General features: G+C 73.4%; 27 protein-coding genes. 19 read left to right on the top strand and 8 right to left on the bottom strand.

Going from position 1 to position 23,543, the window contains the following annotated elements; genetic code table 11:
- Positions 1-20: 20 nt before the first annotated feature.
- The 7 genes from ACRB68_RS07900 (at position 21) to ACRB68_RS07870 (ending at position 6,211) form a co-directional block, all read left to right on the top strand.
- The gene (locus tag ACRB68_RS07900; protein ID WP_328593898.1) at positions 21-1,403 is read left to right on the top strand and encodes a dipeptidase; all 1,383 of its coding nucleotides are present in this window, start codon (positions 21-23) and stop codon (positions 1,401-1,403) included.
- 13 nt (positions 1,404-1,416) lie between these two features.
- Positions 1,417-2,322, top strand: a complete 906-nt coding sequence (nudC, locus tag ACRB68_RS07895) for an NAD(+) diphosphatase (protein ID WP_328593897.1) — start codon at positions 1,417-1,419, stop codon at positions 2,320-2,322.
- A 1-nt stretch (position 2,323) separates the two neighbouring features.
- Positions 2,324-2,932, top strand: coding sequence for a TetR/AcrR family transcriptional regulator (locus ACRB68_RS07890; protein ID WP_153531450.1), 609 nt, complete (start codon positions 2,324-2,326; stop codon positions 2,930-2,932).
- Positions 2,933-3,000: 68 nt separating this feature from the next.
- A complete protein-coding gene (locus ACRB68_RS07885; RefSeq protein WP_153531449.1) occupies positions 3,001-3,810 on the top strand; it encodes an SDR family NAD(P)-dependent oxidoreductase in 810 nt (269 codons plus the stop codon).
- A gap of 94 nt (positions 3,811-3,904) precedes the next feature.
- Entirely contained in the window at positions 3,905-4,522 is a 618-nt protein-coding gene (locus tag ACRB68_RS07880) for a DedA family protein (protein ID WP_153531448.1), read from the top strand.
- Positions 4,506-5,576 (top strand): sensor histidine kinase, encoded by a 1,071-nt coding sequence (locus ACRB68_RS07875; protein WP_153531447.1) that lies wholly within the window; start codon positions 4,506-4,508, stop codon positions 5,574-5,576. Before ACRB68_RS07880 ends, ACRB68_RS07875 begins: the two co-directional genes overlap by 17 nt.
- Complete coding sequence (locus ACRB68_RS07870) at positions 5,567-6,211, top strand: response regulator transcription factor (protein WP_328593896.1); 645 nt, start codon at positions 5,567-5,569, stop codon at positions 6,209-6,211. Before ACRB68_RS07875 ends, ACRB68_RS07870 begins: the two co-directional genes overlap by 10 nt.
- A 38-nt stretch (positions 6,212-6,249) precedes the next feature.
- On the opposite strand, the gene ACRB68_RS07865 is transcribed toward ACRB68_RS07870, so the two are convergent.
- Positions 6,250-6,537 carry a mycoredoxin gene (locus tag ACRB68_RS07865; RefSeq protein ID WP_153531446.1) on the bottom strand — a complete coding sequence of 96 codons (288 nt, stop codon included), beginning with the start codon at positions 6,535-6,537 and terminating at the stop codon, positions 6,250-6,252.
- Positions 6,538-6,636: 99 nt separating this feature from the next.
- Complete coding sequence (locus ACRB68_RS07860) at positions 6,637-7,098, bottom strand: VOC family protein (protein WP_153531445.1); 462 nt, start codon at positions 7,096-7,098, stop codon at positions 6,637-6,639.
- A gap of 90 nt (positions 7,099-7,188) precedes the next feature.
- On the opposite strand from ACRB68_RS07860, the gene ACRB68_RS07855 reads away from it, so the two are divergent.
- The 3 genes from ACRB68_RS07855 (at position 7,189) to tesB (ending at position 11,222) form a co-directional block, all read left to right on the top strand.
- Positions 7,189-8,151, top strand: a complete 963-nt coding sequence (locus tag ACRB68_RS07855) for a helix-turn-helix transcriptional regulator (RefSeq protein WP_328593895.1) — start codon at positions 7,189-7,191, stop codon at positions 8,149-8,151.
- 71 nt (positions 8,152-8,222) lie between these two features.
- The gene (locus tag ACRB68_RS07850) at positions 8,223-10,301 is read left to right on the top strand and encodes an ATP-dependent DNA helicase UvrD2 (protein ID WP_153531444.1); all 2,079 of its coding nucleotides are present in this window, start codon (positions 8,223-8,225) and stop codon (positions 10,299-10,301) included.
- A gap of 57 nt (positions 10,302-10,358) precedes the next feature.
- Positions 10,359-11,222, top strand: a complete 864-nt coding sequence (gene tesB, locus ACRB68_RS07845; RefSeq protein WP_328593894.1) for an acyl-CoA thioesterase II — start codon at positions 10,359-10,361, stop codon at positions 11,220-11,222.
- 477 nt (positions 11,223-11,699) lie between these two features.
- Here the strand turns inward: tesB and ACRB68_RS07840 are convergent, their stop codons facing one another.
- From ACRB68_RS07840 to ACRB68_RS07830, 3 genes are all read right to left on the bottom strand, one after another.
- A complete protein-coding gene (locus ACRB68_RS07840) occupies positions 11,700-12,500 on the bottom strand; it encodes an SAM-dependent methyltransferase (RefSeq protein WP_153531443.1) in 801 nt (266 codons plus the stop codon).
- A 7-nt stretch (positions 12,501-12,507) separates the two neighbouring features.
- Positions 12,508-12,744: a hypothetical protein gene (locus ACRB68_RS07835; RefSeq protein WP_153531442.1), complete on the bottom strand. Its 237-nt coding sequence runs from the start codon at positions 12,742-12,744 to the stop codon at positions 12,508-12,510.
- Between the two features lie 361 nt (positions 12,745-13,105).
- Complete coding sequence (locus ACRB68_RS07830; RefSeq protein ID WP_153531441.1) at positions 13,106-13,438, bottom strand: hypothetical protein; 333 nt, start codon at positions 13,436-13,438, stop codon at positions 13,106-13,108.
- A gap of 637 nt (positions 13,439-14,075) precedes the next feature.
- Between ACRB68_RS07830 and ACRB68_RS07825 the strand changes: the two genes are divergently transcribed.
- The 6 genes from ACRB68_RS07825 (at position 14,076) to ACRB68_RS07800 (ending at position 18,783) form a co-directional block, all read left to right on the top strand.
- Positions 14,076-14,378, top strand: coding sequence for an urease subunit gamma (locus ACRB68_RS07825; protein WP_153531440.1), 303 nt, complete (start codon positions 14,076-14,078; stop codon positions 14,376-14,378).
- Positions 14,379-14,455: 77 nt separating this feature from the next.
- The gene (locus ACRB68_RS07820) at positions 14,456-14,833 is read left to right on the top strand and encodes an urease subunit beta (protein WP_153531439.1); all 378 of its coding nucleotides are present in this window, start codon (positions 14,456-14,458) and stop codon (positions 14,831-14,833) included.
- A complete protein-coding gene (locus ACRB68_RS07815) occupies positions 14,830-16,578 on the top strand; it encodes an urease subunit alpha (RefSeq protein WP_153531438.1) in 1,749 nt (582 codons plus the stop codon). The genes ACRB68_RS07820 and ACRB68_RS07815 overlap by 4 nt, the downstream gene beginning before the upstream one ends.
- Entirely contained in the window at positions 16,578-17,279 is a 702-nt protein-coding gene (locus ACRB68_RS07810; protein WP_153531437.1) for an urease accessory protein UreF, read from the top strand. Before ACRB68_RS07815 ends, ACRB68_RS07810 begins: the two co-directional genes overlap by 1 nt.
- A gap of 127 nt (positions 17,280-17,406) precedes the next feature.
- Positions 17,407-18,003, top strand: coding sequence for an urease accessory protein UreG (gene ureG, locus ACRB68_RS07805; protein WP_328594081.1), 597 nt, complete (start codon positions 17,407-17,409; stop codon positions 18,001-18,003).
- A gap of 3 nt (positions 18,004-18,006) precedes the next feature.
- Positions 18,007-18,783: an urease accessory protein UreD gene (locus tag ACRB68_RS07800; RefSeq protein WP_207709597.1), complete on the top strand. Its 777-nt coding sequence runs from the start codon at positions 18,007-18,009 to the stop codon at positions 18,781-18,783.
- A gap of 16 nt (positions 18,784-18,799) precedes the next feature.
- Here the strand turns inward: ACRB68_RS07800 and ACRB68_RS07795 are convergent, their stop codons facing one another.
- Positions 18,800-19,354 (bottom strand): hypothetical protein, encoded by a 555-nt coding sequence (locus tag ACRB68_RS07795; RefSeq protein ID WP_328593893.1) that lies wholly within the window; start codon positions 19,352-19,354, stop codon positions 18,800-18,802.
- Between the two features lie 106 nt (positions 19,355-19,460).
- Positions 19,461-20,669 carry an OmpH family outer membrane protein gene (locus tag ACRB68_RS07790; protein ID WP_153531434.1) on the bottom strand — a complete coding sequence of 403 codons (1,209 nt, stop codon included), beginning with the start codon at positions 20,667-20,669 and terminating at the stop codon, positions 19,461-19,463.
- A 259-nt stretch (positions 20,670-20,928) separates the two neighbouring features.
- Between ACRB68_RS07790 and ACRB68_RS07785 the strand changes: the two genes are divergently transcribed.
- The 3 genes from ACRB68_RS07785 (at position 20,929) to ACRB68_RS07775 (ending at position 21,972) form a co-directional block, all read left to right on the top strand.
- Positions 20,929-21,264, top strand: a complete 336-nt coding sequence (locus ACRB68_RS07785; protein WP_153531433.1) for a hypothetical protein — start codon at positions 20,929-20,931, stop codon at positions 21,262-21,264.
- Between the two features lie 124 nt (positions 21,265-21,388).
- On the top strand, positions 21,389-21,667 hold the full coding sequence (locus tag ACRB68_RS07780) for a WhiB family transcriptional regulator (RefSeq protein ID WP_153532416.1): 279 nt from the start codon (positions 21,389-21,391) through the stop codon (positions 21,665-21,667).
- Positions 21,668-21,675: 8 nt separating this feature from the next.
- Positions 21,676-21,972, top strand: a complete 297-nt coding sequence (locus tag ACRB68_RS07775; protein WP_153531432.1) for a hypothetical protein — start codon at positions 21,676-21,678, stop codon at positions 21,970-21,972.
- A gap of 218 nt (positions 21,973-22,190) precedes the next feature.
- Here the strand turns inward: ACRB68_RS07775 and ACRB68_RS07770 are convergent, their stop codons facing one another.
- Positions 22,191-23,522 (bottom strand): ABC1 kinase family protein, encoded by a 1,332-nt coding sequence (locus tag ACRB68_RS07770; protein ID WP_328593892.1) that lies wholly within the window; start codon positions 23,520-23,522, stop codon positions 22,191-22,193.
- Positions 23,523-23,543: the final 21 nt, after the last annotated feature.

Raw genomic sequence — 23,543 nt, 5'->3', positions numbered from 1 at the left:
CATGCAAAGGAGCATGACAGGTGGACGTGGTCACCTACATCGAGGCCCACAAGGCCCGGTTCTTCGCGGACCTGAAGGAGTGGCTGGCGATCCCGTCCGTCTCCGGGAACCCCGCGCACGCCGGTGACGTGCGGCGCTCGGCCGCATGGCTCGCCGAGTACCTGACCGGCCTCGGCTTCCCGACCGTGGAGGTCTGGGAGACCGGCGGGCTGCCCGCCGTCTTCGCCGAATGGCCCGCCGCCTCCCCGGACGCGCCCGCCGTCGTCATCTACGGGCACCACGACGTGCAGCCGGTCGAGCCGCTGGAGGAGTGGGACACCGACCCGTTCGTCCCGACCGAGAAGGGCGACGCCCTGTACGGGCGCGGCGCCTCCGACGACAAGGGCCAGGTCTTCTTCCACACCCTCGGCGTGCGCGCCGGGATGGCCGCCGCCGGTGCCGACGCGCCGCCCGTCACCATCAAGCTGCTGGTCGAGGGCGAGGAGGAGTCGGGCTCGGTGCACTTCGCCGAGCTGCTGCGCGCGCGCCGCGACCGGCTCGCGTGCGACGCGATCGTCATCAGCGACACCACCATGTGGAGCGCGGAGTTCCCCTCGATGTGCACCGGCATGCGCGGTCTTGCCGAGGCCGAGCTGGCGCTGCACGGGCCGTCCGGCGACCTGCACTCGGGCTCGTTCGGCGGCGCCGTCCCGAACCCGCTGCAGGGCATGGCGACGATGCTCGCCGCGCTGCACGACGACCAGGGCCGCGTCACGCTGCCCGGCTTCTACGACGACGTCGTCGCGCTGACCGACGAGGAGCGCGCGCTGTTCGCCAAGCTCCCCTTCGACGAGGCCGAGTGGCTGCGCACCGCCGGCGACAGCCAGGCCGCCTACGGCGAGGCCGGGTACAGCACGCTGGAGCGCGTCTGGGCGCGCCCGACCGCCGAGATCAACGGCATGTGGGGCGGGCACACCGGGCCGGGCACCAAGACGATCGTGCCGCGCTCCGCGCACGCCAAGCTGTCGTTCCGCCTGGTCGCCGGACAGGACCCGGTGAAGGTGCAGGAGCAGCTCACGGCGTGGGTCGCCGCCAACACCCCGCCCGGCCTGCGCGCCGAGGTGAGCGTCCCCGGCGGCGGCGTCCGCCCGTGCTTCTCGCCGATCGACTCGGCCGGCGTCAAGGCCGCCCGCCGCGCCATGGAGCGCGCGTTCGGCACCGAGGTGCTGTTCACCCGCGAGGGCGGCAGCGGCCCCGAGGCCGACCTGGCCGACATCCTGGGCGCGCCCCTGATCTTCGTCGCGGTGGGCCTGGACGACGACCGCATCCACGCCCCCAACGAGAAGGTCGAGATGCCCCTCCTGCTGAAGGGCGCCGAAGCGGCGGCCTACCTGTGGGACGAACTCGCCACCGCCCTGCGCTGAGAAGGAAACGCCCGTGGAGACCCCCCTCGAATGGCTCGCCCTGGCCCGCGGCACGCTGGACCGCGCCGCCCTGCGCCGCCGCGACGAGGACTTCCTCGCCGCCGCATGGGCCGATCCGCGCACCCGGGTGCTGGTCGTCGAGGGGGGCCGCGCGCTGGTCACCCCCGGCCCGGCCCTGCTGCTGCGGCCGCCCGCCGACGCGCCGGAAGGCGACCGCTGGCTGCTCGGGCTGGACGAGGACGGGACGGCCTACTTCGCCGTCCCGGCGCCGCTGCCCGCGATCGAAGGCGCCGAGCCGGCGGGGCTGCGCCGGGTCGGCGTCGCCCTGAACGACCTGGAGTCGGGCCTGCTCACCCATGCCGTCGCGCTGGAGCACTGGCATGCCACGCACCGGTACTGCCCGCGCTGCGGCGGTCCGACCGAGACCGTCGCGGCCGGGCACGTCCGCCGCTGCCCGGCCGACGGGAGCGAGTGGTTCCCCCGCCTCGACCCGGCCGTGATCATGCTGGTCGAGGACGACGAGGGCAACGTGCTGCTCGCCCGCGGCCCGCAGTGGCCGGCCGACCGGCGCTCGATCCTGGCCGGGTTCGTCGAGCCGGGCGAGTCCCTGGAGCAGGCCGTCGTCCGCGAGGTCGACGAGGAGGTCGGGATCGCCGTCCACGACATCCGCTACCTCGGCAGCCAGCCCTGGCCGCTGCCGCAGAGCCTCATGATCGGCTTCTTCGCCCGCGCGGCCGGCGCGCGCCCGGCGCTCACCCCGGATGCGGAGGAGATCCTGGACGCCGCCTGGTACAGCCGCGAGGAGCTGCGCGCGGCGATCGACTCCGACGCGATCGTGGCGCCCGGCCCGCTGTCCATCGCCGCCCAGCTCATCATGCGCTGGTACGGCGGCCCGCTGCCGAAGATGCCCGACTTCTGAGATGGCCGTGGACCGCCGCGCCCTCCTGGTCGACGCCGCCGCCGAGCTGTTCACCGAGCGGCCCTACGACGAGGTGACCACCACCGAGATCGCCAGGAGGGCGGGCGTCGCCTACGGCCTGATCGCGCACCACTTCGCCAACAAGCGCGGCCTGTACCTGGCCACGATCCGGGCGGCGGCCGAGCGGCTGCGGGCCGTCCACGAGACCGCGCCCGCCGGGGGCACCCCGGCCGCGCGGCTGCACGACGCGCTGACCCGCCACATCGCCCACCTGGAGGCCAACGCCGAGGGCTACCTGGCCCTCATGCGCAGCGCGCAGGGCTCCGACGCCGAGGTCCGCGCGATCATCGACGACTACCGCTGGCAGGGCGCGCTGCGCGTGCTGCGCGCGGCCGGCGTCACCGAGCCGGTCCGGCCCGCGCTGCGCACCGCGATGCGGGGCTGGGTCGGCTTCCTGAACGAGATCGTCATCGACCATCTGCGGCACCGCGAGCTCAGCCGGGACGCCCTGGCCGACCTGGCGGCGGCGACCCTCGCCGCGGCGCTGCGCACCGCGCACGCCCTGGACCCCGGGATCGGCATCGCGCCGGAGCTGATCGAGCGGCTCTGAGCGCCCGTTGACACCGGGGGGCCGCCTCCCTAGATTGACTGATTATCAGTCAATCTAGGGAGGCCATCATGGCCGCAGCATCCCTGCGCGGCAGGCGGATCGTCCTCACCGGCGCCTCCAGCGGCATCGGCCGCGCCCTCGCCGTCGCGCTCGCCCGGCGCGGCGCCGAACTGGCGGTGACCGCCCGCCGCGAACCCCTCCTGCGCGAGCTGGCCACCGAGATCACCGGCGCGGGCGGCCCCGCCCCGCACATCCTCCCGGCCGACCTCTCCCGCCCCGGCGCGGCGGCGGGCCTCGCCGCCCAGGCCCGCGACGCCCTGGGCGGCGCCGACATCCTGATCAACAACGCCGGCGTGCCCGCCACCGGGAGCGTGGCGGCGCACGGCGACGACGCCGAGGCCCGCGCCTGGTTCGAGACCAACCTCTGGACGCCGCTGGCCCTGACCGCGGCGCTGCTCCCGGCCCTGCGCGCCGCCGACCGGGGCGTCATCGTCAACGTGACCTCGACCCTCCAGGCGGTGCCGCTGCCCATGGCCGGCTACTACGGCGCCGCCAAGTCCGCCCTCGCCCAGGCCACCCGCTCCCTGCGGCACGAACTGCGCGACACCCGGATCCAGGTCGTCGAGGTCGTGCCCGGCTCGACCGACACCGCGCTGCGCGACCTGGACCGCCTGCCCTGGCGGAGCGGACGGCCGCCGCGCACCCTTCCCCCGACGACGCCGGAGGCGGTGGCGGCGGCCGTCGTCCGCGCCCTGGAGACGGGCCGCGCCCGGGTCGTCCACCCCTCCTACTCGCGGCTGCCGCTCGAACTCCCGGCCGTCGGCCGCCTCGTGGCCGCCTTGGCCGCCCGCCGCATCGACACCGCCGGGGCCGGCTGAGGACGGTCTCCGGCCGTACCTGTGGTTCTCCGCACCCCGGTCCGGCCATTCGCCTCATTCCGGGCATGGCTTGATCATTTATAACGTTCAGGGCATGACGGACTGGCTGCTCGACCTCATGGAGACCCTCGGCGCCCCCGGCGCGGGCCTGGCGATCGCGCTGGAGAACCTCTTCCCGCCGCTGCCCAGCGAGGTGATCCTGCCGCTGGCCGGGTTCACCGCGTCCAAGGGGGAGATGAACCTGGCCGCCGTGCTGCTGTGGACCACGGCGGGCTCGGTCCTCGGCGCGCTCGCGCTGTACTGGGCGGGCGCGCTGCTCGGCCGCGACCGCACGCTGGCCCTCGCCGCCCGCGTCCCGCTGCTGAAGGTCTCCGACATCGACCGGACCGAGGCGTGGTTCCTGCGGCACGGCCACAAGGCGGTGTTCTTCGGGCGGATGATCCCGCTCTTCCGCAGCCTGATCTCGATCCCGGCGGGCGTGGAGCGGATGCCGGTCGCCACCTTCACGGTGCTGACCACGGCCGGCAGCCTCATCTGGAACACCGTGTTCGTGCTGGCCGGCTACACCCTCGGCGAGAACTGGGAGCTGGTCGGCACCTACGTCGGCCTCGGCACCAACGTGGTGATCGCGCTGGTGGCGCTGGCGCTGGCGGTGTTCGCCGGCGTCCGGCTCGCGGAGCGGCGCAAGGGACGGCATGCGACGCGCCGCTGAGGGGCTGGGGGCGGTGGTCGCCGGGACGGTCACCGCCCTGCTCGGCCTCGTCCTGCTGCCCGCGCTGCCGTTCGCCGGACGCCCGGCGGTGCGGCGGGCGGCCCGGCGGCTGGCCGCGCTGGAGGCCCGCCGGCTGCGCGTCGGCCTCGGCCACCTCGACGAACGGGCGCCGCGCTACCTGGCGGCCCGGGTGCCGCTCGGCCTGCTCGGCGGCCTGGTCGCCGCCCTGCTCGGCTACGGCGCCGCGACGGCCGGCCGGGCCGCCTGGACCTGGGGGCGGGGCCGGCCGGTCGACGGCATGGCGCCGGGCGCGCCGCTCATCGCCTACTTCTGCCTGGCGGGCCTGGTCCTGCTGTTCCTGAACGTGTCGGGCCTGGTGGGGGTGCACGCGCTGGAGCGGCGCCTGGCCGCGCGCATGCTCGGCCCCGACCCCACCGCGGCGCTGCGGCACCGCATCGCCGAACTGGCCGAGAGCCGCGCCGGCGTGCTGACGGCCGTCGACGCCGAGCGGCGCCGGATCGAGCGGGACCTGCACGACGGGCTGCAGCAGCGGCTGGTGGCGCTGTCCATGCTGATCGGCCGCGCCCGCAGGGGGCGCCCCGAACTCCTCGCCCAGGCGCACGAGCAGGCGCAGCAGGCACTGGCCGAACTGCGCGAGGTGGCCTGGCGGGTCTACCCGTCCGGGCTGGACGCCCTCGGGCTCGCCGACGCGCTGGCCGGCGTGGCCGAACGCGCCGGCGTCCCGGTCGCGGTCGTCTGCGACCTGCCCGGACGGCCGCCGGCGGCGGTGGAGACGGCGACCTACTTCGTGGTCAGCGAGGCGGTGACCAACGCGGCCAAGCACGCCCGCGCCACCGCGGTCGCCGTCGAGGTCCGCGGGCACGGCACAATGATCACCGTGCGGGTGCGGGACGACGGAGCGGGCGGCGCGGACCCGGCGGGCGGCGGCCTGTCCGGGCTGGCGCGGCGGGTGGCCGCCCTGGACGGCCGCTTCACGGTGGCCAGCCCGCCCGGCGGGCCCACCGTGATCGAGGCGGAGCTGCCGTGCGGGTGATCCTGGCCGAGGACTCCACCCTGCTGCGCGAAGGACTGGTGCGCCTGCTGGCCGAGGAGGGCCACCAGGTGCTCGCCGCCGTCGCGGACGCCGGGGCGCTGGTCGCGGCGGTCGCCGCGGACGAACCCGACGTCGTCGTGGCCGACGTGCGGATGCCGCCCACCCACACCGACGAGGGCCTGCGCGCCGCCCTGGAGATCAGGCGGCGGCACCCGTCGGTCCGGGTGCTGGTGCTGTCGCAGTACGTGGAGAAGAAGTACGCCACCGAGCTGATGAGCGCCGACGTCGCAGGCGTCGGCTACCTGCTCAAGGACCGGGTGGCGCAGGTGGGCGACTTCCTGGACGCCCTGGAGCGGGTGGGCGCCGGCGGCGCGGCGTTCGACCCGGAGGTGGTGCGCCAGCTGCTCGCCCGCACCAGCCACGCCGACCCGCTGGCCCGGCTGACGCCCCGCGAGCGCGAGGTCCTGGAACTGATGGCCCAGGGCCTGACCAACGGCTCGATCGCGCAGGCGCTGCACGTGTCGCAGAGCGCGGTGGAAAAGCACGTCAACGCGCTGTTCGACAAGCTGGAGCTGTCGCACACCACCGGCTACAGCCGCCGGGTGCTGGCCGTGCTGCACTATCTCGGGACATGAACCCGCGCGCGCTCGGCGGCGCGCGCGGGGCCCGCGGGTCAGACGCCGAGGAGGCGCTTGACCTCCTTGGCGCTGGGGTTGGTCAGCACGTGGCGCCCGGCCTCGGGGGTCTCCAGGACCACGGTGGGGACGGTCTGGTTGCCGCCGTTGACGCTCATCACGAAGTCGGCCGCGGCCGGGTCGCGCTCGATGTCGATCTCCACCATCTCGATGCCGTCCCGGGCGAGCTGGCTCTTCAGCCGGCGGCAGAAACCGCACCAGGTGGTGGTGTACATAGTGAGCTCGCGCGTGGAGCCCTTGGCCGCGTCGGTGGTCGGCGTCGCCATCGGTGCGTCGTCTCCCTTGTTCGGAAAGATCCGGTCATCAGCGTTCAAAAGAACACTGAGGCGCCGTGATGCATTCCGGAGACTATCGGCCGTGCCGCGTCAGTCCAGGCAGAACTCGTTGCCCTCGGGGTCGGTCATCACGATGTGGCCGGCCCCCAGCGGGGGAGCGGGCTCGAACCGGCGCACCCGCGCCGCCCCCAGCGCGACGAGCCGTTCGCACTCGGCCTCCAGTGCCGCCATCCGCTCCTCGCCCTGCAGCCCGGGGGCCGCGCGGACGTCGAGGTGGACCCGGTTCTTGACCACCTTGTCCTCCGGCACCTGCTGGAAGAAGATCCGCGGACCGTGGCCGTCGGGGTCCTCGATGGCCGACCCCACGTTGCGCATGTCCTCCGGCACGCCGACCCGCGCGAGGAAGACGTCCCACGCGGCCAGCACGTCGCCGCCCTCGGGCACCTCGACCCCGGGCGGGGCGGGGTGGACGTAGCCGAGGGCGTCGCGCCAGAAGGTCGACAGCCCGCGCGGGTCGTGGGCGTCGAAGGTGACCTGAATGTGGCGGCTCATGGGATTGCTCCGTTCGTCACGCATTTCCAACGCAGCCACTCTGACACGCCTAGCGGACAGCATCGGTCCGCAATAGGGAAGAGTGGTGCCGTGAACGGTGAAGAGCGAGGCACAACGGAACGGGTGCTCACCCTGCTGTCACTGCTGCAGCAGCGCCAGGTCTGGACCGGCCCCGAACTCGCCGAGCGCCTGGGAGTCACCTCCCGCACGGTCCGGCGCGATGTCGAACGCCTGCGCACACTCGGCTATCCGGTGCACGCCGAACAGGGCGTCGGCGGCGGCTACCGGCTCGGCCCCGGAAAGGACCTGCCGCCGCTGCTCCTCGACGACGACGAGGCCATCGCCACCGCGGTCTCGCTGCTCGCCGGCGCCGGGGGCGCGCTCGCCGGCGCCGGCGACGCCGCGCTGCGGGCGCTGACCAAGCTCGACCGGGTCCTGCCCGCCCGGCTGCGGCACGAGGTGCGCGCGCTCTCCGGCTCGGTGGAGTCCTTCGACGGCGGCCGCACACCGGTCGACCCCGAGGCGCTCATGACGCTGGCCCGCGCCTGCCGCGACGAGGTCGAGGCCGGTTTCGACTACCCCTCCAGAAACGAGGTGCGGCATCGGCGCGTCGAGCCCTACCGCCTGGTCGCCTCCGACCGGCGCTGGTACCTCCTCGCCTACGACCTCGACCGCGACGGCTGGCGCAGCTTCCGCGTCGACCGGATGGCCGGGGTGACCGCGCGCACCCTGCGCTTCGTCCCCCGCCCCGCCCCCGACGCGGCGAAGTACGTGCAGGAGGGCGTGTCGAACCGCGTCTACCCGCACCGGGCCCGCTTCCTCGTCCACGCCCCGGCCGCCACGGTCCGCGCGCAGATCCCGGCGGCGGCAGCCGTCGTCCACCCCCGGGGAGACGAGTCCTGCGAAGTACTCAGCGGCGCCGCCACCCTGGACGCCGTGCTCATGCACGTCCTCCTCCTGGGCCACGCCTTCGAGGTCCTGGACCCCCCAGAGCTCAAAACCCGCTGCCACGCCCTCGCGGAGAAGCTCCAAGCCGCCGGGTCCGCTACGTAGCGGCCGGGGGAGTTGTCCACAGGTGCGGGGATCGGCGCGTGTGGTGGGTGGTGGCTGCCAAGATGGAAGGCATGGACGCTGAGGGGGTGCTGGCCGGGCTCGATCCGGAGCAGCGCGCGGTCGCCGAGGCCGTGCGGGGCCCGGTCTGCGTGCTGGCGGGGGCCGGCACCGGCAAGACCAGGGCGATCACCCACCGGATCGCGTACGCCACGCTGACCGGGGTCGTCGCGCCGCAGCGGGTGCTGGCGGTGACGTTCACCACCCGCGCCGCGGGCGAGCTGCGCGGGCGGCTGCGGCAGCTCGGCGCGCCCGGCGTGCAGGCCCGCACGTTCCACGCCGCCGCGCTGCGGCAGCTGTCGTACTTCTGGCCCCGGGTGATCGGCGGCGACCCGCCGCGGATCCTGGAGTCCAAGATCGGGCTGATCAAGGAGGCCGCGCGGGCCTGCCGGCTGTCGTTCGGCGGCACCGAGCTGCGCGACGTCGCCTCCGAGATCGAGTGGGCCAAGGTCACCCAGTGCCGCCCCGAGGACTACGCGGCCGCCGTCGCCCGGTCCGCGCGCAAGGCGCCCGCCGACGTCGTCGACATCGCCCGCGTCTACGTCATGTACGAGGAGCTGCGGCGCGAGCGCAACCTGCTCGACTTCGAGGGCATGCTGGAGCTGACCGCCGCCGTCCTCACCGAGCACCGCGAGGTCGCCCAGCAGGTCCGCGAGCAGTACCGCTACTTCGTGGTGGACGAGTTCCAGGACGTCAACCCGCTGCAGAAGCTCCTGCTCGACACCTGGCTCGGCGACCGCGACGACATCTGCGTCGTCGGCGACCCCAACCAGACGATCTACTCCTTCACCGGCGCCACCCCCTCCTACCTGCTCGACTTCACCGCCGACCATCCCGGCGCCACCGTGGTCAAGCTGGTGCGCGACTACCGGTCCACGCCGCAGGTCGTCGGCCTGGCCAACGGCGTCATCGGCCAGGCGAAGGGCGAGGCCGCCAAGCGGCACAAGCTGGAGCTGGTCGCGCAGCGCGACAACGGCCCCGAGCCGTCCTTCGCCGAGTACGACGACGAGGTCGCCGAGGCCGACGACGTCGCGCGGCGCGCCCGCAAGCTCATCGACGAGGGCGTCCCCGCGCGCGAGATCGCCGTCCTGTTCCGGATCAACGCCCAGTCCGAGGCCTACGAGGCGGCGTTCGCGGCGGCGGGCGTCCCCTACGTGCTGCGCGGCGCCGAGCGGTTCTTCGAGCGGCCCGAGGTCCGCGAGGCCGTGGTCCGGTTGCGCGGCGCGGCCCGCGCGGGCGCCGACGCCGAGACCGACGGCACCGGCCTGATCATGACGGTGCGGCACGTGCTGTCGGGCGCGGGCTTCAGCGACCGGCCGCCCGAGGGCGCGGGCGCGGTCCGCGCCCGCTGGGAGTCCCTCGCCGCGCTCGCCCAGCTCGCCGAGGACATGGCCGCCGACAACCCGCAGGCCGGGCTGCCGGAGTTCGTCGCCGAGCTGGAGGAGCGCGCGGCGGCCCAGCACGCCCCGCCGCTGGAGGGCGTCACGCTGGCGTCGCTGCACTCGGCCAAGGGCCTGGAGTGGGACGCGGTGTTCCTGGTCGGCCTGGTCGAGGGCACCCTGCCGATCATCTACGCCGAGACGGCCGAGCAGGTCGAGGAGGAGCGCCGGCTGCTGTACGTCGGCATCACCCGCGCCCGCGTGCACCTGTCGCTGTCGTGGGCGCTGGCGCGCACGCCCGGCGGCGCCCGCTTCCGCCGCCCGTCGCGCTTCCTGGAAGGGGTGAACGGCCGGACGGGCACCAGCGCCCCCGCCCGCGTCGACCGCGCCAAGCGGCGCCCCGCCGCCAAGGGCCCGCAGCCGTGCCGGGTCTGCGGCCGCCCCCTCACCGCCGCCGTCGAACGCAAGCTCGGCCGCTGCGAGGACTGCCCCGTCGAGCTGAACGAGGACCTGCTGGCCGCCCTGAAGGACTGGCGGGCCGGTGTCGCCGCGGACCAGAAGGTCCCCGCCTACGTGGTGTTCACCGACGCGACGCTGCAGGCCATCGCCGAACGCAACCCCGGCAGCGCCGAGGAACTGGCCCGCATCTCCGGCGTCGGCAAGACCAAGCTCGACCGCTACGGCGAGGCCGTCCTCGCCCTTTGCACGGGCTGACCCGCCACACCGGGGGTGAGAGCCCGCTCACACGCCCCCGTTTGGGACACTGCCCTGGTGAAGGAGTCTCTGAAGGCACTGCTCGACCTGCTGGACCTCGAGCAGATCGAGAACGACATTTTCCGCGGCCGCAGCCCCGAGGACCGCCAGCAGCGCGTCTTCGGCGGGCAGGTGGCCGGACAGGCGCTGGTCGCGGCCGGTCGCACCGTCCCGGTCAACCGGCCGGTGCACTCGCTGCACGCCTACTTCATCCGCCCGGGCGACCCGCTCGTCCCGATCGTCTACACCGTCGACCGGGTCCGGGACGGCCGCTCCTTCACCACCCGCCGGGTGCTGGCCATCCAGCACGGCAAGGCGATCTTCAGCCTGTCAGCGTCGTTCCAGATCGTCGAGGACGGCCCCGCCCACCAGGCCCCGATGCCCGAGGCCCCGGCGCCGGAGACGCTGCCGACCTCGCTGGAGCGCCTCACCCCGCTGTTCGGCGAGCGCTTCGCCACCGAGTTCGTCAACCGCCGCCCCTTCGACGTCCGGCACGCCACCCCGCTGACCTGGGAGGCCGCCAAGGACCCGGCGCTGGCCACGCCCGAGTCCAAGGTGTGGCTGAAGGTCGACGGCGACCTGCCCGACGACCCGCTGCTGCACGTCTGCCTGATGACCTATGCCTCGGACATGACGCTGCTGGACACCGTCCTGCTGAACCACGGCCTGGCCTGGGGCGACAAGCGCACGATGGGCGCCAGCCTCGACCACGCCATGTGGTTCCACAAGCCCTTCCGCGTCGACGACTGGCTCCTGTACGCGCAGGACACCCCCTTCGCCGGCAACGCCCGCGGCCTGGCCCACGGCCAGGTCTACACCCGCGACGGCGACCTGGTCGTCTCGGTCATGCAGGAAGGCATGATCCGCGTCACCGACTCCTGACCAGCGAAAACGCGGCCCCGGAAGCAATCCCGGGGCCGCGTTCGAGCGCAGGCCGCCAGCGGTGCGACCAAGCGCTTCCACTGATCCAGAGGCGGATCGGCCCAGATCTCACTGCGTCTCGCTTTGAGCCGCCGACACCGACCATGAACCAGTGATCACGAGCCAACGCAGGGCAATGGTCTAGACCATCGCCGGTGGGCTACCCCTCGGGGGCGCAGATCTCATCGGTGGCGGGGAAGTCGCCGACCCGGATCTGCTTCACGGCGGGCCGCAAGGTGGCTGTCGTCAGCAGATCGTTCGCACCGGCGGAGCGGACGAAGTCCGGGCGGCGCTCTCCAGACGGGCGGCTGGGGTGCCGAGGACGGTGACGCCCTGGCGCGCGGTCTCGACGACCTGGCCGATGGCGATACCTGGATCGCCTCACCCGATTCGCCAGTCCGGGGAGTGTGACACCCCCGGACCGGGTCGGCGTGAACGTCAGGGCTTGCGGCCGACACCGCCCGTCATGAAGCGGACGTCGATGGTGCTGGCGTCGAGGATGGCCTGCTCGGGGCGCCACAGCGGCAGCGGGACGAGGCCGGGCGGCAGGATCTCCAGGCCGTCGAAGAAGGCGGCCAGTTCCTCCGGGGTCCGGACGCGGCCGGTGCCGAGCTGCTCCAGGAGCTGCTTCTCCAGCGCGACGGACTCGGGGGCGTCGCCCAGGCGGGTGAAGTTGGTGATGAAGAAGAACGAGCCGCTGGGCACGGCGTCGCGCAGCACCTCGACGATCCGGCCCGGCCCCTCCTCGTCGGCGAGGTGGTGCAGGATGCCGACGAGCATCACGCAGACGGGCTGCTCGAAGTCGATGAGCCCGCGAACGTCCGGGAGGTCCAGCAGTTGCTCGGGCTCGCGGATGTCGGCGGTGACCACGGTCGTGTTGGCGTTGTCGGCCAGGATCGCGCGGCCGTGCGCCAGGACGATCGGGTCGATGTCGACGTAGACCACGCGCGCCTGCGGGTTGACCTCCTGGGCGACCTCGTGGGTGTTGCGAACGGTCGGCAGGCCCGATCCCAGGTCCAGGAACTGGGTGATCCCCTCGTTCACGGCGAGATGGCGGACGACGCGGTGCAGCATGGCGCGGTTGTGCAGGGCGATGTCCCGCAGCTCCGGCATGATCGCGAGGCTCGCCTCGGCGACGGCACGGTCCACCGCGTAGTTGTCCTTGCCGCCGAGCATCACGTCGTAGACGCGTGCCGCGGTCGGAACGCCGGTGGGAATCTGCGGGGAAGTCTCGGCCATGTGCACCTCAAGGCTCAGGGAGGTTTAACTCCCGCATCATAGCTTCGCAGGGGCGTCCAAAACGCGCAAAAGCCTTACGGAACAGGGTTTTCGGCGAGGCGGAGACGTGCGTCGGAACGAAGGCCGGGTCGGTGTCCACCAGGTCGTCGTTGACGTTGCTGTCAGAGGCCCAGCCGGCCAGTTCGGCCGGCGCCTCCAACCGCGCCGCCCGAGCGAACCCGTCGGAGTGACGGCGCTCCAGCATCCACGCAGTGCCCCCGCCTGTCCGGCGGCGCGATGCGCTCCGTCGTCTCCTCCACCACGCGCCCGGTCGCAGGGTTGCGGTAGCGGCGGGTCCGGCGCCCGACCACGTACCCGTCCTTGGCTGGCCGAACTGCCACCTCATGGCGAAGAACAATGATGGCGGCCGGGTCTCGCGGGTCTTCGTGATATCCGATCGACTGAGCGCTCGCGGCCCTCCTGGCAACTTGTGTCCTGCCTTCCCGGCGTCGGACCGAGTTAGAGCCTGGGCGATCTGGTGCACGGCCGGCGAGACCGGGTGAACTGCCGGGCGCCGGAGGTGGCGCCCCTCGTCTTGTGCGTACCTGTGGGTGCGAATCGTGATGTCACTGGCCTGCGCAGTGTGCGTAGGCGGCGACGTAGAACTGGCCGTCTCCGACGACCGTGCTCGACCAGCCACCGCCGTCGGGATCGGGGCCCTGGTGGACGACCTTGCCATGTTCGGCGTCGTAGACGGTGTGCCCGCCGATCACATGGTCGCCGGGCTTGCAGCGCGCGTCCGCGGTGACCCGGCCGGAGCCGACCTTGAGGTCACGCACCCAGTACTCGCCGTCAGCCCGGACGGTTGTGGCGTCGGCGAGCGCCGGAGCAGCGGTCGGCGCCCCGGCCAGGGCGGCGATGGCGAGAGCGAACAGGGCCCGGCGTGCGAGTTTCATCATCGCCCCTTGCTTTAGGTGAAATTACAGATACGCAAAGTGACGATTTCCTGGTGAAGTGATCGATAAACGACGGCTGAGCGCGACGACGCCATGGATCCCCGTCCGCATCTCCGCTGAGGCCGACCGCGTGCTCGTGGAGGCCTGGGGAGGCGAGCGGCTGTGTCAACTCCACGGCGATATGCGTCGGCGGCGCAGGAGGCGCGGGCGGGCCGGGCGCTTACGCGCGCGGCGTCGTGACCGCCTCGCCCACTGACGGCACGCTCACCGTCGTCGTGGCGGGCGGTACCGGCGGAACCGGAACCTACCCGGCCGACAGCGGGATGAGCCGGCCCGCCTGCGTCTTGGAGCGCACCTTCCGCGCGTCCGTCCGGCAGGGTCTGCACCCCAGGCGGCCATCAAAGTAGAGCGCTTGCGTCAGGTGCGCGCTGTGCGGATCCGGCGCGGGTGGTTCTGTGCTGAAAAATCACTCCTTCGGGTCCGGCGTGCACCGGTGATCGGCGCGGTCACCGCCCCGGAGAGCAGCTCTCTAAATAGGGGGCGATAACTTTAAATCAGGGCAATTCCGTACATGGGAGGCGGCGCCATTCCCGGAAGAACGGCCCTGCTGATCAAGGGGAAGCCGTGCTAAGCAATGGATATGCATCTTGCCCCCCATGAGCGCGACAAGCTTCTGCTGTACGTCGCGGCGCGGCTCGCGCGAGAACGCCTGAGCCGCGGTGTGAAACTGAACCATCCGGAGGCGGTGGCCCTGATCGCCGACCACGTCGTGGAGGGCGCCCGGGACGGGCGCAGCGTCGAGGAGCTGGCCGAGTCCGCACGTCACGTGCTGTGCGCGCACCAGGTGATGGAAGGGGTGCCCGACATGGTGGACGAGGTGCACGTGGAGGCGACCTTTCCCGACGGCACCAAGCTCGTGGCCGTGGAGAGCCCGCTGCGGTGACGTGAAAAGCGGTGTCCGGACGGCGGGCCGTCCGGCACGGTGCCGATTCCCCCGACCCTCGCAGGAGGCCACCGGTAATGCGACCAGGAGAGATCATCCCCGGCGATGAGGATATTCCGCTGAACCCCGGGCGGGAGCGCAGGACCGTTCACGTCGCCAATATCAGCGACCGCGCCGTTCAGGTGGGTTCGCACTACCATTTCGCCGCGGTGAATCCGGAACTGAGGATCGACGGCGGAGATCGTGAGCGTGCCTGGGGCCACCGGCTGGACATCCCCGCCGGGACCGCGGTGCGGTTCGAGCCGGGCCATGACGACGACGTCGATCTGGTGCCCATCGAGGGCGACCGGATCGTCCGCGGCCTGCGGGTGGAGTACGCGGGCGAGCTGGACGAGGGGTACCGGGAGCCGCCCGAGCCCGTTTACGGGCGCAAGGGGGAGGGGCCCCTGCGATGAGCGCTCCGGCCGGCCCCGGCGGCAAGCACATCGACCGGGCCAAGTACATCGACCTGTTCGGGCCGACCACCGGTGACCGGATCAGGCTCGCCGACACCGACCTGTTCATCGAGGTGACCGAGGACCGCAGCCGGGGCGCGGACGGCTCGGGCAGCGAGGCGGTCTTCGGCGGCGGCAAGTTCGTCCGCGAGTCCATGGGGCTGTCGACGCGCACCCGCGCCGAGGGCACCCCGGACGTGGTGATCACCGGCGCGGTGATCCTGGACCACTGGGGCGTGGTCAAGGCCGACATCGCCGTCCGCGACGGCCTGATCGCCGGCATCGGCAAGATCCGCAACCCCGACGCCCAGAACGCGCCCGCGGGCGCGGGCGACGACATCGTCATCGGGCCGTCGACCGAGATCATCGCGGGCAACGGCAAGATCGTGACGGCCGGCGGCGTGGACTGCCACGTGCACTTCATCTGCCCCCAGTCGGCCGAGGTCGCGCTCGCGTCCGGGCTGACCACGCTGATCGGCGGCGGTGCCGGCCCCGGCGAGGGCAGCAAGGCCACCACCGTCACCCCGGGCGCCTGGAACCTCGGCCGCATGATGCAGTCGCTGGACCACCTGCCGGTCAACGTGCTGCTGTTCGGCAACGGCTGCTCCACCGACCCCGGCGCGCTGCGCGAGCAGCTGCGGGCGGGCGCGGGCGGCTTCAAGGTGCACGAGGACTGGGGGGCTACCCCGGCGGCGCTGGACGGCGCCCTGCGGGTGGCCGAGGAGACCGGCGTCCAGGTCGCGCTGCACGCCGACACCCTCAACGAGGCGGGCTTCTACGAGTCCACCCGGGCGGCGATCAACGGCCGCTCCATCGCGGTCTTCCACGCCGAGGGCGCCGGCGGCGGGCACGCGCCCGACATCATCAAGGTGGCGGCGCTGCCGAACGTGCTGCCGTCCTCGACCAACCCGACCCGGCCGCACACCGTCAACACCGTCGCCGAGCACCTGGACATGGTGATCGTCTGCCACCACCTCAACAAGGCGGTGCCGGAGGACATGGCCTTCGCCAACAGCCGGATCAGGGGCTGGACGATCGCGGCCGAGGACGTCCTCCAGGACATGGGCGCGATCTCGATCATGAGTTCGGACGCCCAGGCGATGGGACGCATCGGCGAGGTCGTCACCCGCACCTGGCAGACCGCGCACGTGATGAAGGCCCGGACCGCGCAGGCCCCCCGCGAGGCCGACAACGAGCGCGCGCAGCGCTACGTCGCCAAGTACACGATCAATCCGGCGATCGCGCACGGCATCGACCGGCACGTCGGCTCGGTCGAGGTCGGCAAGATGGCCGACCTGGTGCTGTGGGACCCCAAGTTCTTCGGCGTGCGCCCGCACATCGTGCTGAAGGGCGGGTTCGCGGCGTGGGCGGCGATGGGCGACGCCAACGCCGCGATCCCGACGCCGCAGCCCTTCATCGGCCGCCCCATGTTCGGCGCGCTGCCCCGCGCCGCGGCGGCGTCCAGCACCTTCTTCGTGGCGCGGCAGGCCGAGACCGGCCGGCTGCGCGAGGAACTGGGGCTGCGGTCGCGGCTGGAACCGATCGACGACACCCGCGACGTGGGCAAGGAGCACATGAGGAACAACGCCGAGACCCCGGACATCCACGTCGACCCCCGCACCTTCACGGTGACGGTCGACGGCGTCCGCGTCGAGGAGCAACCGGTGTCGGAGCTGCCCCTCGCCCAGCGCTACCACCTGTTCTGATGGCGGGTCTCGGTGCCGGGACGGCGGTGCTCGCGCTCGCGGACGCCCGGTTCCCCGGCGGCGGCCACGTGCACTCGGGCGGGGTCGAGGAGGCCGTGGCCGCCGGTCTGATCACCGGCGTCGCCGACCTGCGGGAGTTCCTGTTCGGGCGGTTGCACGCCGCGGGCCGTCTCCAGGCGGTGTTCGCCGCCGCGGCGGCCCACGCGGCCGCCGGCGACGCCGGCCGGGAGTACTGGACGCGGCTGGACGCCGAACTCGACGCCCGTACCCCGTCCTGCGCGCAACGCGCCGCCTCCCGGGCGCAGGGACGGGGCACGCTGCGCGCCGGCCGGGCCGCCTGGAGCTCCGGCGCGCTGGCACGGCTGGCGGTCGCGACCCCGCGGCCGCACCACCCGGTCGTGCTCGGCGTGCTGGCCGCCGCGGCCGGTGCCGATCCCCGGGGCGCCGCCCTGGTCGCCGGTTACCTGGCGGTCAGCGGCCCGTCGTCGGCGGCGGTCCGGCTCCTCGGCCTCGACCCGCTCGCGGTGAACGCCGTGGTGGCGGGGCTGGCCGCCGAGCTGGACGGCGTCGCCGGCGACGCGGCGGCCGCCGCCGCGCTGGACCCGGCCGACCTGCCCGCCCCGAGCGCCCCCGCCCTGGACCTGCTCGCCGAAGCCCACGATCGACACCACCGGGAGAAAGGACGCCTCTTTGCCTCCTGACAGCCATGGACGAGACCACGGCCACGGGCACGGCCACCGGCACCCCGTCAGCCTCGACCCGGCCGCGCCCGCCGAACCCGACCCGCACCGCGGCCCGCCGCTTCCCGGGCGGGCGTTCCGGCTCGGCATCGGCGGACCGGTCGGCAGCGGCAAGACCGCGCTGACCGCGGCGCTGTGCCGGGCGCTCGGCCGGGAGCTCCGGCTGGCGGTCGTCACCAACGACATCTACACCACCGAGGACGCCGACTTCCTGCGCCGGACCGGCGTCCTCGCCACCGACCGGATCGAGGCGGTGCAGACCGGCGCCTGCCCCCACACCGCGATCCGGGACGACATCACCGCCAACCTGGACGCGGTGGAGCGGCTGGAGGAACGCCACCCCGGCGTGGAGCTGGTGATCGTGGAGAGCGGCGGCGACAACCTCACCGCGGTGTTCAGCCGCGGCCTGGTCGACTCCCAGATCTTCGTCGTGGACGTCGCCGGCGGCGACAAGGTGCCGCGCAAGGGCGGCCCCGGCGTCACCACCGCGGACCTGCTGGTGATCAACAAGGTGGATCTGGCCGAGCGGGTCGGCGCGGACATGCGGGTCATGGTCGGCGACGCGCACCGGATGCGCGGCGACCTCCCGGTCGTCGCCCAGTCCCTGGTGCACACCCCGGACGCGCCCGAGGTGGCGGCCTGGGTGAGAGGGCGGCTGTCGGCGCGCACGCCCGCCGGTGCGTGAGCGGTGAAGGCCGCGGCGAGCCTGCGCGTCGAACTCGACGCGCACCGGCGGCGCACCGTCATCGGCGACCTGCGGTCGGCCTCGCCGATCAGGCTGGTGCCGCGCCGCGGCAAGGTCGCCGCCCCCGGCGGCGCCCTCACGGTGTGCCTGGTCGAGTCGGCCGCGGCGCCGATCGGCGGCGACCGGCTCGACCTGCACGTCCGGGTCGGCGCCGGCGCGTGGCTGCGGCTGGTCGGCACCGGCGCCACCCTGGCGCTGCCCGGCCACGACGGCGACCACAGCCGCGTCCGGGTCCACCTGCGGGTCGATCCGGCGGGCACCGTGGAGTACCTGCCGGAGGCGACCGTCATCGGCGCGCGGGCCGATCACCGGGCCGAGACGCGGCTGGACCTGGCCGCCGGCGCGCGGGCGCGCTGCCGCGAGCTGCTGGTGCTGGGCCGGCACGGGGAGCTCCCCGGCCGGGGCAGCAGCACGACGCACGTCCTGCGGGACGGCGCGCCACTGCTCCGGCAGCGGCTGGAGGTCGGCCGGCCGAGGCTCGCCGCCAGCGCCGGCCACCTGGCCGGCGCCCGGGTGCTGGGTTCGGAGATCCTGGTGTGGGACCGCGATCCCGCGGCGCCGTCCAGCGGGGACTGGTGGTCACTGACGCCGCTGGCCCACGGCGGCAGCGTGGCCACGTCCATGGCCGGGGACACCGCGACCGCGCGCCGCCGGCTGGCCGAGGCGGTCGGCCACCATCCTGCGCACCGGGACCGGTCCGACCGTCCCGGTCACGGATGACCGCCGCCCCGGCCGCTCAGGGCCGGGGGGCCGCGGTCTTTTTCGGGCGGGGCGGCCAGAGGGTGGTGGTGATCGGCCACAGTGACCAGATCGCCAGGACCGCGCCGAGGCGGGCCGGCCAGCCGGCGAGGGCCTCGGTGCGGTGCGCGTCGCCCACCAGGGCGATCATGCCGAGGAGGACGGCGCAGGCGATCGCGGTGGCGAGGAGGGCCTTGCCCCATTCGCGCCATTCGTAGCGGACGCGGGCCGCGCCGTACTTCGGCTTGGGCGGTGGCGGCGGGCCGCCGGCGAAGCGGTGGGCGAACCGCTGGTCCGCCCACCGCATCATGCTGTGGCCGAACGCGACCGAGTAACCGAGGTAGACGGCGGCGAGGCCGTGGCCGGTTCCGGCGGTCGCCCCGTTCCGCAGGTCGACCAGCGTGGCGGCCAGCAGGACGACGTCGACCAGCGGGACGCCGAGCAGCAGCGCCGCGCCCGTCCGCCGCATCCGCAGCGGGTAGCGGGCGACGAGCCCGGCCAGCAGCACGACCCAGAACCCGATCTCGCATCCGGCGATGACGGCGATCAGCACGGCGCTCCCTCCTTCGGCGTCCTCCTTCATCGTCGCGTGCGGTGTCCGGCCCGGCCTCGGCCGCCGTGAGGGTTCCGGGGTCCGCCGAAGGATGTACGCGGCCCCGTCAGGAAGGCGGGAGCAGCGTCGCCGCGATGAGGGCGCGCAGCCGGGCGGCGGTGGCCGGCCCCGGTTCGGGAAGCCCCCGCAGCTCGGCGGCCAGGCAGGCCGCGGTCAGCCGGAACGCGGCGGCGGCCGCGGGGGAGACGCGGGCGGGACGCGCGAAGATCGGCGCGCCCGCCCCGGCCAGCCGCTCGGTGAGCCGCAGCGTCCAGACCCGCGACGGCTCCAGCAGCGTCTTCGCCAGCTCCCGCAGGTCCGCGACGGCGGCGGCCAGTTCCTCCTCGGGCCGCTCCGGCGCCCGCACGGGAGTGCGGGGCGCGGGAAGGACGGCGGCGAGGAAGGACGACGCGAAGACCTCGGTGAAGTCCTGGGCGCGGAGGGCGTGCACGAGGGCTCCGCGCAGCGCGCGTCCCATCTCGACGTCGTCCTCCCGGGAGACCAGGCGGGCGGCCACGGGATGGCGGACGATGAAGTCGGCGTGCCCGGCGGCCATGGCGCGTGTCCGTTCGGCGGTCTGCCGCATCTGTTCCTGTGCCGTCGCGAGTTCCTCGGCATGCCGGTCCGCGGCCTGCTGGAACGCCTGGTCCATCTTCTCGTAGAGCTCCTCGGCGGCGGTGGACAGCCCGTCCAGCCGCTGCTGGATCTCCTTCTCCATGGCCTGTAAGGCGGCCGCCCTGTTCTCCGCCGCCTTGTAGTGCCTGTTCAGCTCGGCCGAGAACCGCCGGGCCCGCTCGACGGCCTCCGCCGCCTCGTCTTCGTGGCAGGGCTCTCCCGGGGACGGCGCCGGATCGGGGGTGGGCGGCGGCCAGGTCTGCTCCGGCTCGTCGGAGGCCGGCGCCTCCGTGCCGCTCAGCCGGTTCCTGATGTCCTCCAGCAGCGGCTGGGCGAGCGTGGCCAGTTGGGGACGGACCTGCTCGAACCCGAGCAGGACGCTGATGTCCCCGAACCGCAGGAAGTCCCGGTTGGTGCGCAGCACGCGTTCGGTGACGGCCTGCTCGGCGCGGAGCAGGAACGCCTGCCACGTCTCGCCGTCCTGCGCGGTGGCCGCCGCGTCCGCGATCGTCGCGCTGAAGTACAGGTACGACTCGATCGCGTCGGTGGCGAGGGTGGCCAGCGCGTGCGCCGCGACGCGCAGCATCGTGGCTCCGACGGCGTGCTCGGCGAGGTCGGCCGTGAGGTGCGGGGCAAGCAGGACGCCTGGTTCGTCGGTCATGTGCCCGGCCTCTCGTCGGAGCCGAATTTCCTCGATTATGGCGAAGGGCACACCCGGTTGAACGTTTCGACGCCGGCGGGACGGCCGGGGTTCCGCGCATCGGCGGTGAAGCGAACCACAAAACCGCAGGTCAAAAATATCTTGCCGATCTTAGGCGGGTCGCCGTACGCTCAACGCGAGCAATCAAACGGCCGAACTCGGTTGGATCTTGAATCCGCGAGCGAGGCCCCGAGGAGCCAGGAAGGTGGTGTGCAGTCCGGTGATCAACACGTCGAGAATCTCGCGGCAGTCCTGGGCGGCAGCCTGCCCTGGCGCCTCGATCCGGCTTCCCCTCGCGTCCGCGTCGCTGACCACCGTCCTCGGTGGCGAGTCGGCGCGCTATGGCGGCGGCCGGCAGACCGCTGATCTGGCGCAGGCGTTCGGCCTGCGGCTGCGCGGTCTGTTCATCGAGCAGCCGATCCAGGACGCGCAGGGGCGCAGTGTCTTCGCAGGACGCGAAGCCGCCAAGCCCAGCGCTCCGGCCACGGCCCACGTGGACATGCCGTCCAACGACGGCGGTATGTGGGGTCCGCATCCCTGGAGGCGACCGGTCTAGAAGAGCACCGGCACAGCCCCCAGGCCGCGGATCCGCACATCGGATCCGCGGCCTTTCGTATTTCGCCCGAAGAACCCGTCGACACACCCGTTGAGATCCAACGAGAGGAACCAGGGTGACCGTGATGCAGGGGGCCCTCGCCGTGAGCGAGGAGGACCTCACCCTTCCGTGCCGGACCGACCCGGAGCTCTTCTTCGCCGAGGCGCCCGCCGACGTGGAGCTGGCCAAGGCGCTCTGCCTGGAGTGCCCGCTCCGCAAGGAGTGCCTCGCCGGCGCGCTGGAGCGCCAGGAGCCCTGGGGCGTCTGGGGCGGCGAGCTGTTCGTCCGCGGCGTGATCGTGGCGCGCAAGCGCCCGCGCGGCCGTCCGCGCAAGCACCCGCTCCCGGACGAAGCGGCCGTGTGAGGGCCCTGATGACGACCATGCCGGAACTCGGCCGTAGTGCCCCGGGGGCCGCGATCCCCGCGCAGGGGATGCGCCCCCGGGCCATCGAGGAGAACGAGATGATCTTGCTCAGCCAGGAACTGTCCCGGGTCCGAATACAGGACGCCGAGCGGGAGGCGCAGCTGCGCCAGACGATGGCGCGGGTCCGTGCGCTGCGCCGGGCCCGCCGGGATGCCCACACGCGGGCCGCCCGTGTGCGGCGCGCCCTGCTGCTCGCGCCGCAGGCCGTGCAGCCCGAGGTGAGCGTGCCGAGGCGCGCCCACTGATCCGCGGCCGCGTGCCGTCCGGAACCGGACGGCACGCGGCCCACGAGACCACAGGGCCCGGCCGGTCGCAGGTGCCGCCCGTCCTTCTTGGATGGTTTGGCGGGGGCCGCGCGCCTCCCGGCCGGGCGAACGGCGCCCCTTCACGGGGGGCGCGAAAAAGCGGGGTCCCGCGCATCTCATCAATGCGCGGGACCCCGCTTCGCTGTGTTCGCGGCGGCTCAGCCGACCGGCTCGGGGTCGACCTCGTCGGCGAAGCCCGGGATCCACTTGACCGACTCCGCGCGGGCGGGGATCTCGCACTCCAGCTGGCAGAGCACGCCGGTGCCGGCCGACAGCACCCGGTGCACGATCACGTACTCGGGCGGCAGGTTCAGCTGGCGGACGATGTTGGTCGGCCGCAGGTCGGTGACCCGCGCGGCCATGTCGCGCAGCCACTCGCGGCTGAACCGGAAGGTCTCGGTGACGAACGGCTCGGTGATCGGGGCGAGGAACCCCTGCAGCGAGTCGGTGTCGACCTCCACGCCCTCCAGGATGAACTCCTCCGCGCGCAGCGCCTGCTCCACCTCGGTGATGTCGGCCATCGTGCCGATGCGCAGCAGCCGGCCCATCCGGTGCAGGAACTCGGGCGGGATGCGGTCGACGGCGCCGAAGTCCAGGACGCCGAGGCGGCCGTCGTCCAGCAGCCGGAAGTTGCCCGGGTGCGGGTCGCCGTGCAGCATGCCCGAGCGCTTGGCGCCCGACAGCAGGAACCGGCAGTACAGCAGCGCCGCGCGGTTCCGGGTCTCCTGGTCGCCCTCGCTGATGATCTTGGAGAGCGGGGTGCCGTCGATCCACTCGGTGACCAGCACGTTGCCGGCCTGCGCGACGACCTCGGGGATGTAGAAGTCGGGGTCGTCGGCCGGGTAGGCGGCGCGCATCCTGGCCTGCGAGTCGGCCTCGATGGTGTAGTCGAGCTCCTCGACCACCCGCTCCTTCAGCTCGGCCAGCATGGACTTCACGTCCAGGCCCGGCATCAGGATGCCGAACAGCCGGCCGAGGCGGGCGAGCTGGTTGAAGTCGCTGATCAGGGCCTTGCCCGCGCCGGGGTACTGGACCTTCACCGCGACGGCGCGGCCGTCCGCCCAGACGGCCTTGTGCACCTGCCCGATCGACGCGGCGGCGGCGGGCTTGTCGTCGAACGAGGCGAACCGCTCGCGCCAGTCCGGGCCGAGCCCCTCGGCGAGGACCTTGTGGACGGCGGCGGCCGGCAGCGGCGGCGCGGCCTCCTGCAGCCGGGTCAGCGTGGCCCGGTAGGGGCCGGCGATCTCCGGCGGCAGCGCCGCCTCGAAGATCGACAGCATCTGGCCGAGCTTCATCGCGCCGCCCTTGAGCTCGCCGAGCACCTTGAACAGCTGCTCGGCGGTGCGCGTCTGGATCTCCATGGCGACGGCCTCGGCCGGCCTGCCGAGCGTCCGCTTCCCCACGCCGAGGGCGGTACGCCCGGCGAAGCCGAGGGGCAGGGACGCCAGCTTTGCGGACCGCGTCACCGCGCGGCGGGGAAGATCGCTCACGCCGACCATTGTCAGGGATGG

The organism is Actinomadura macrotermitis (assembly GCF_009604375.1).
In the GTDB taxonomy this organism is placed as follows: Bacteria; Actinomycetota; Actinomycetes; order Streptosporangiales; family Streptosporangiaceae; genus Spirillospora; species Spirillospora macrotermitis.
Note: the sequence above shows the minus strand (reverse complement) of the source record. Positions and strands in the feature narration are given on the sequence as shown.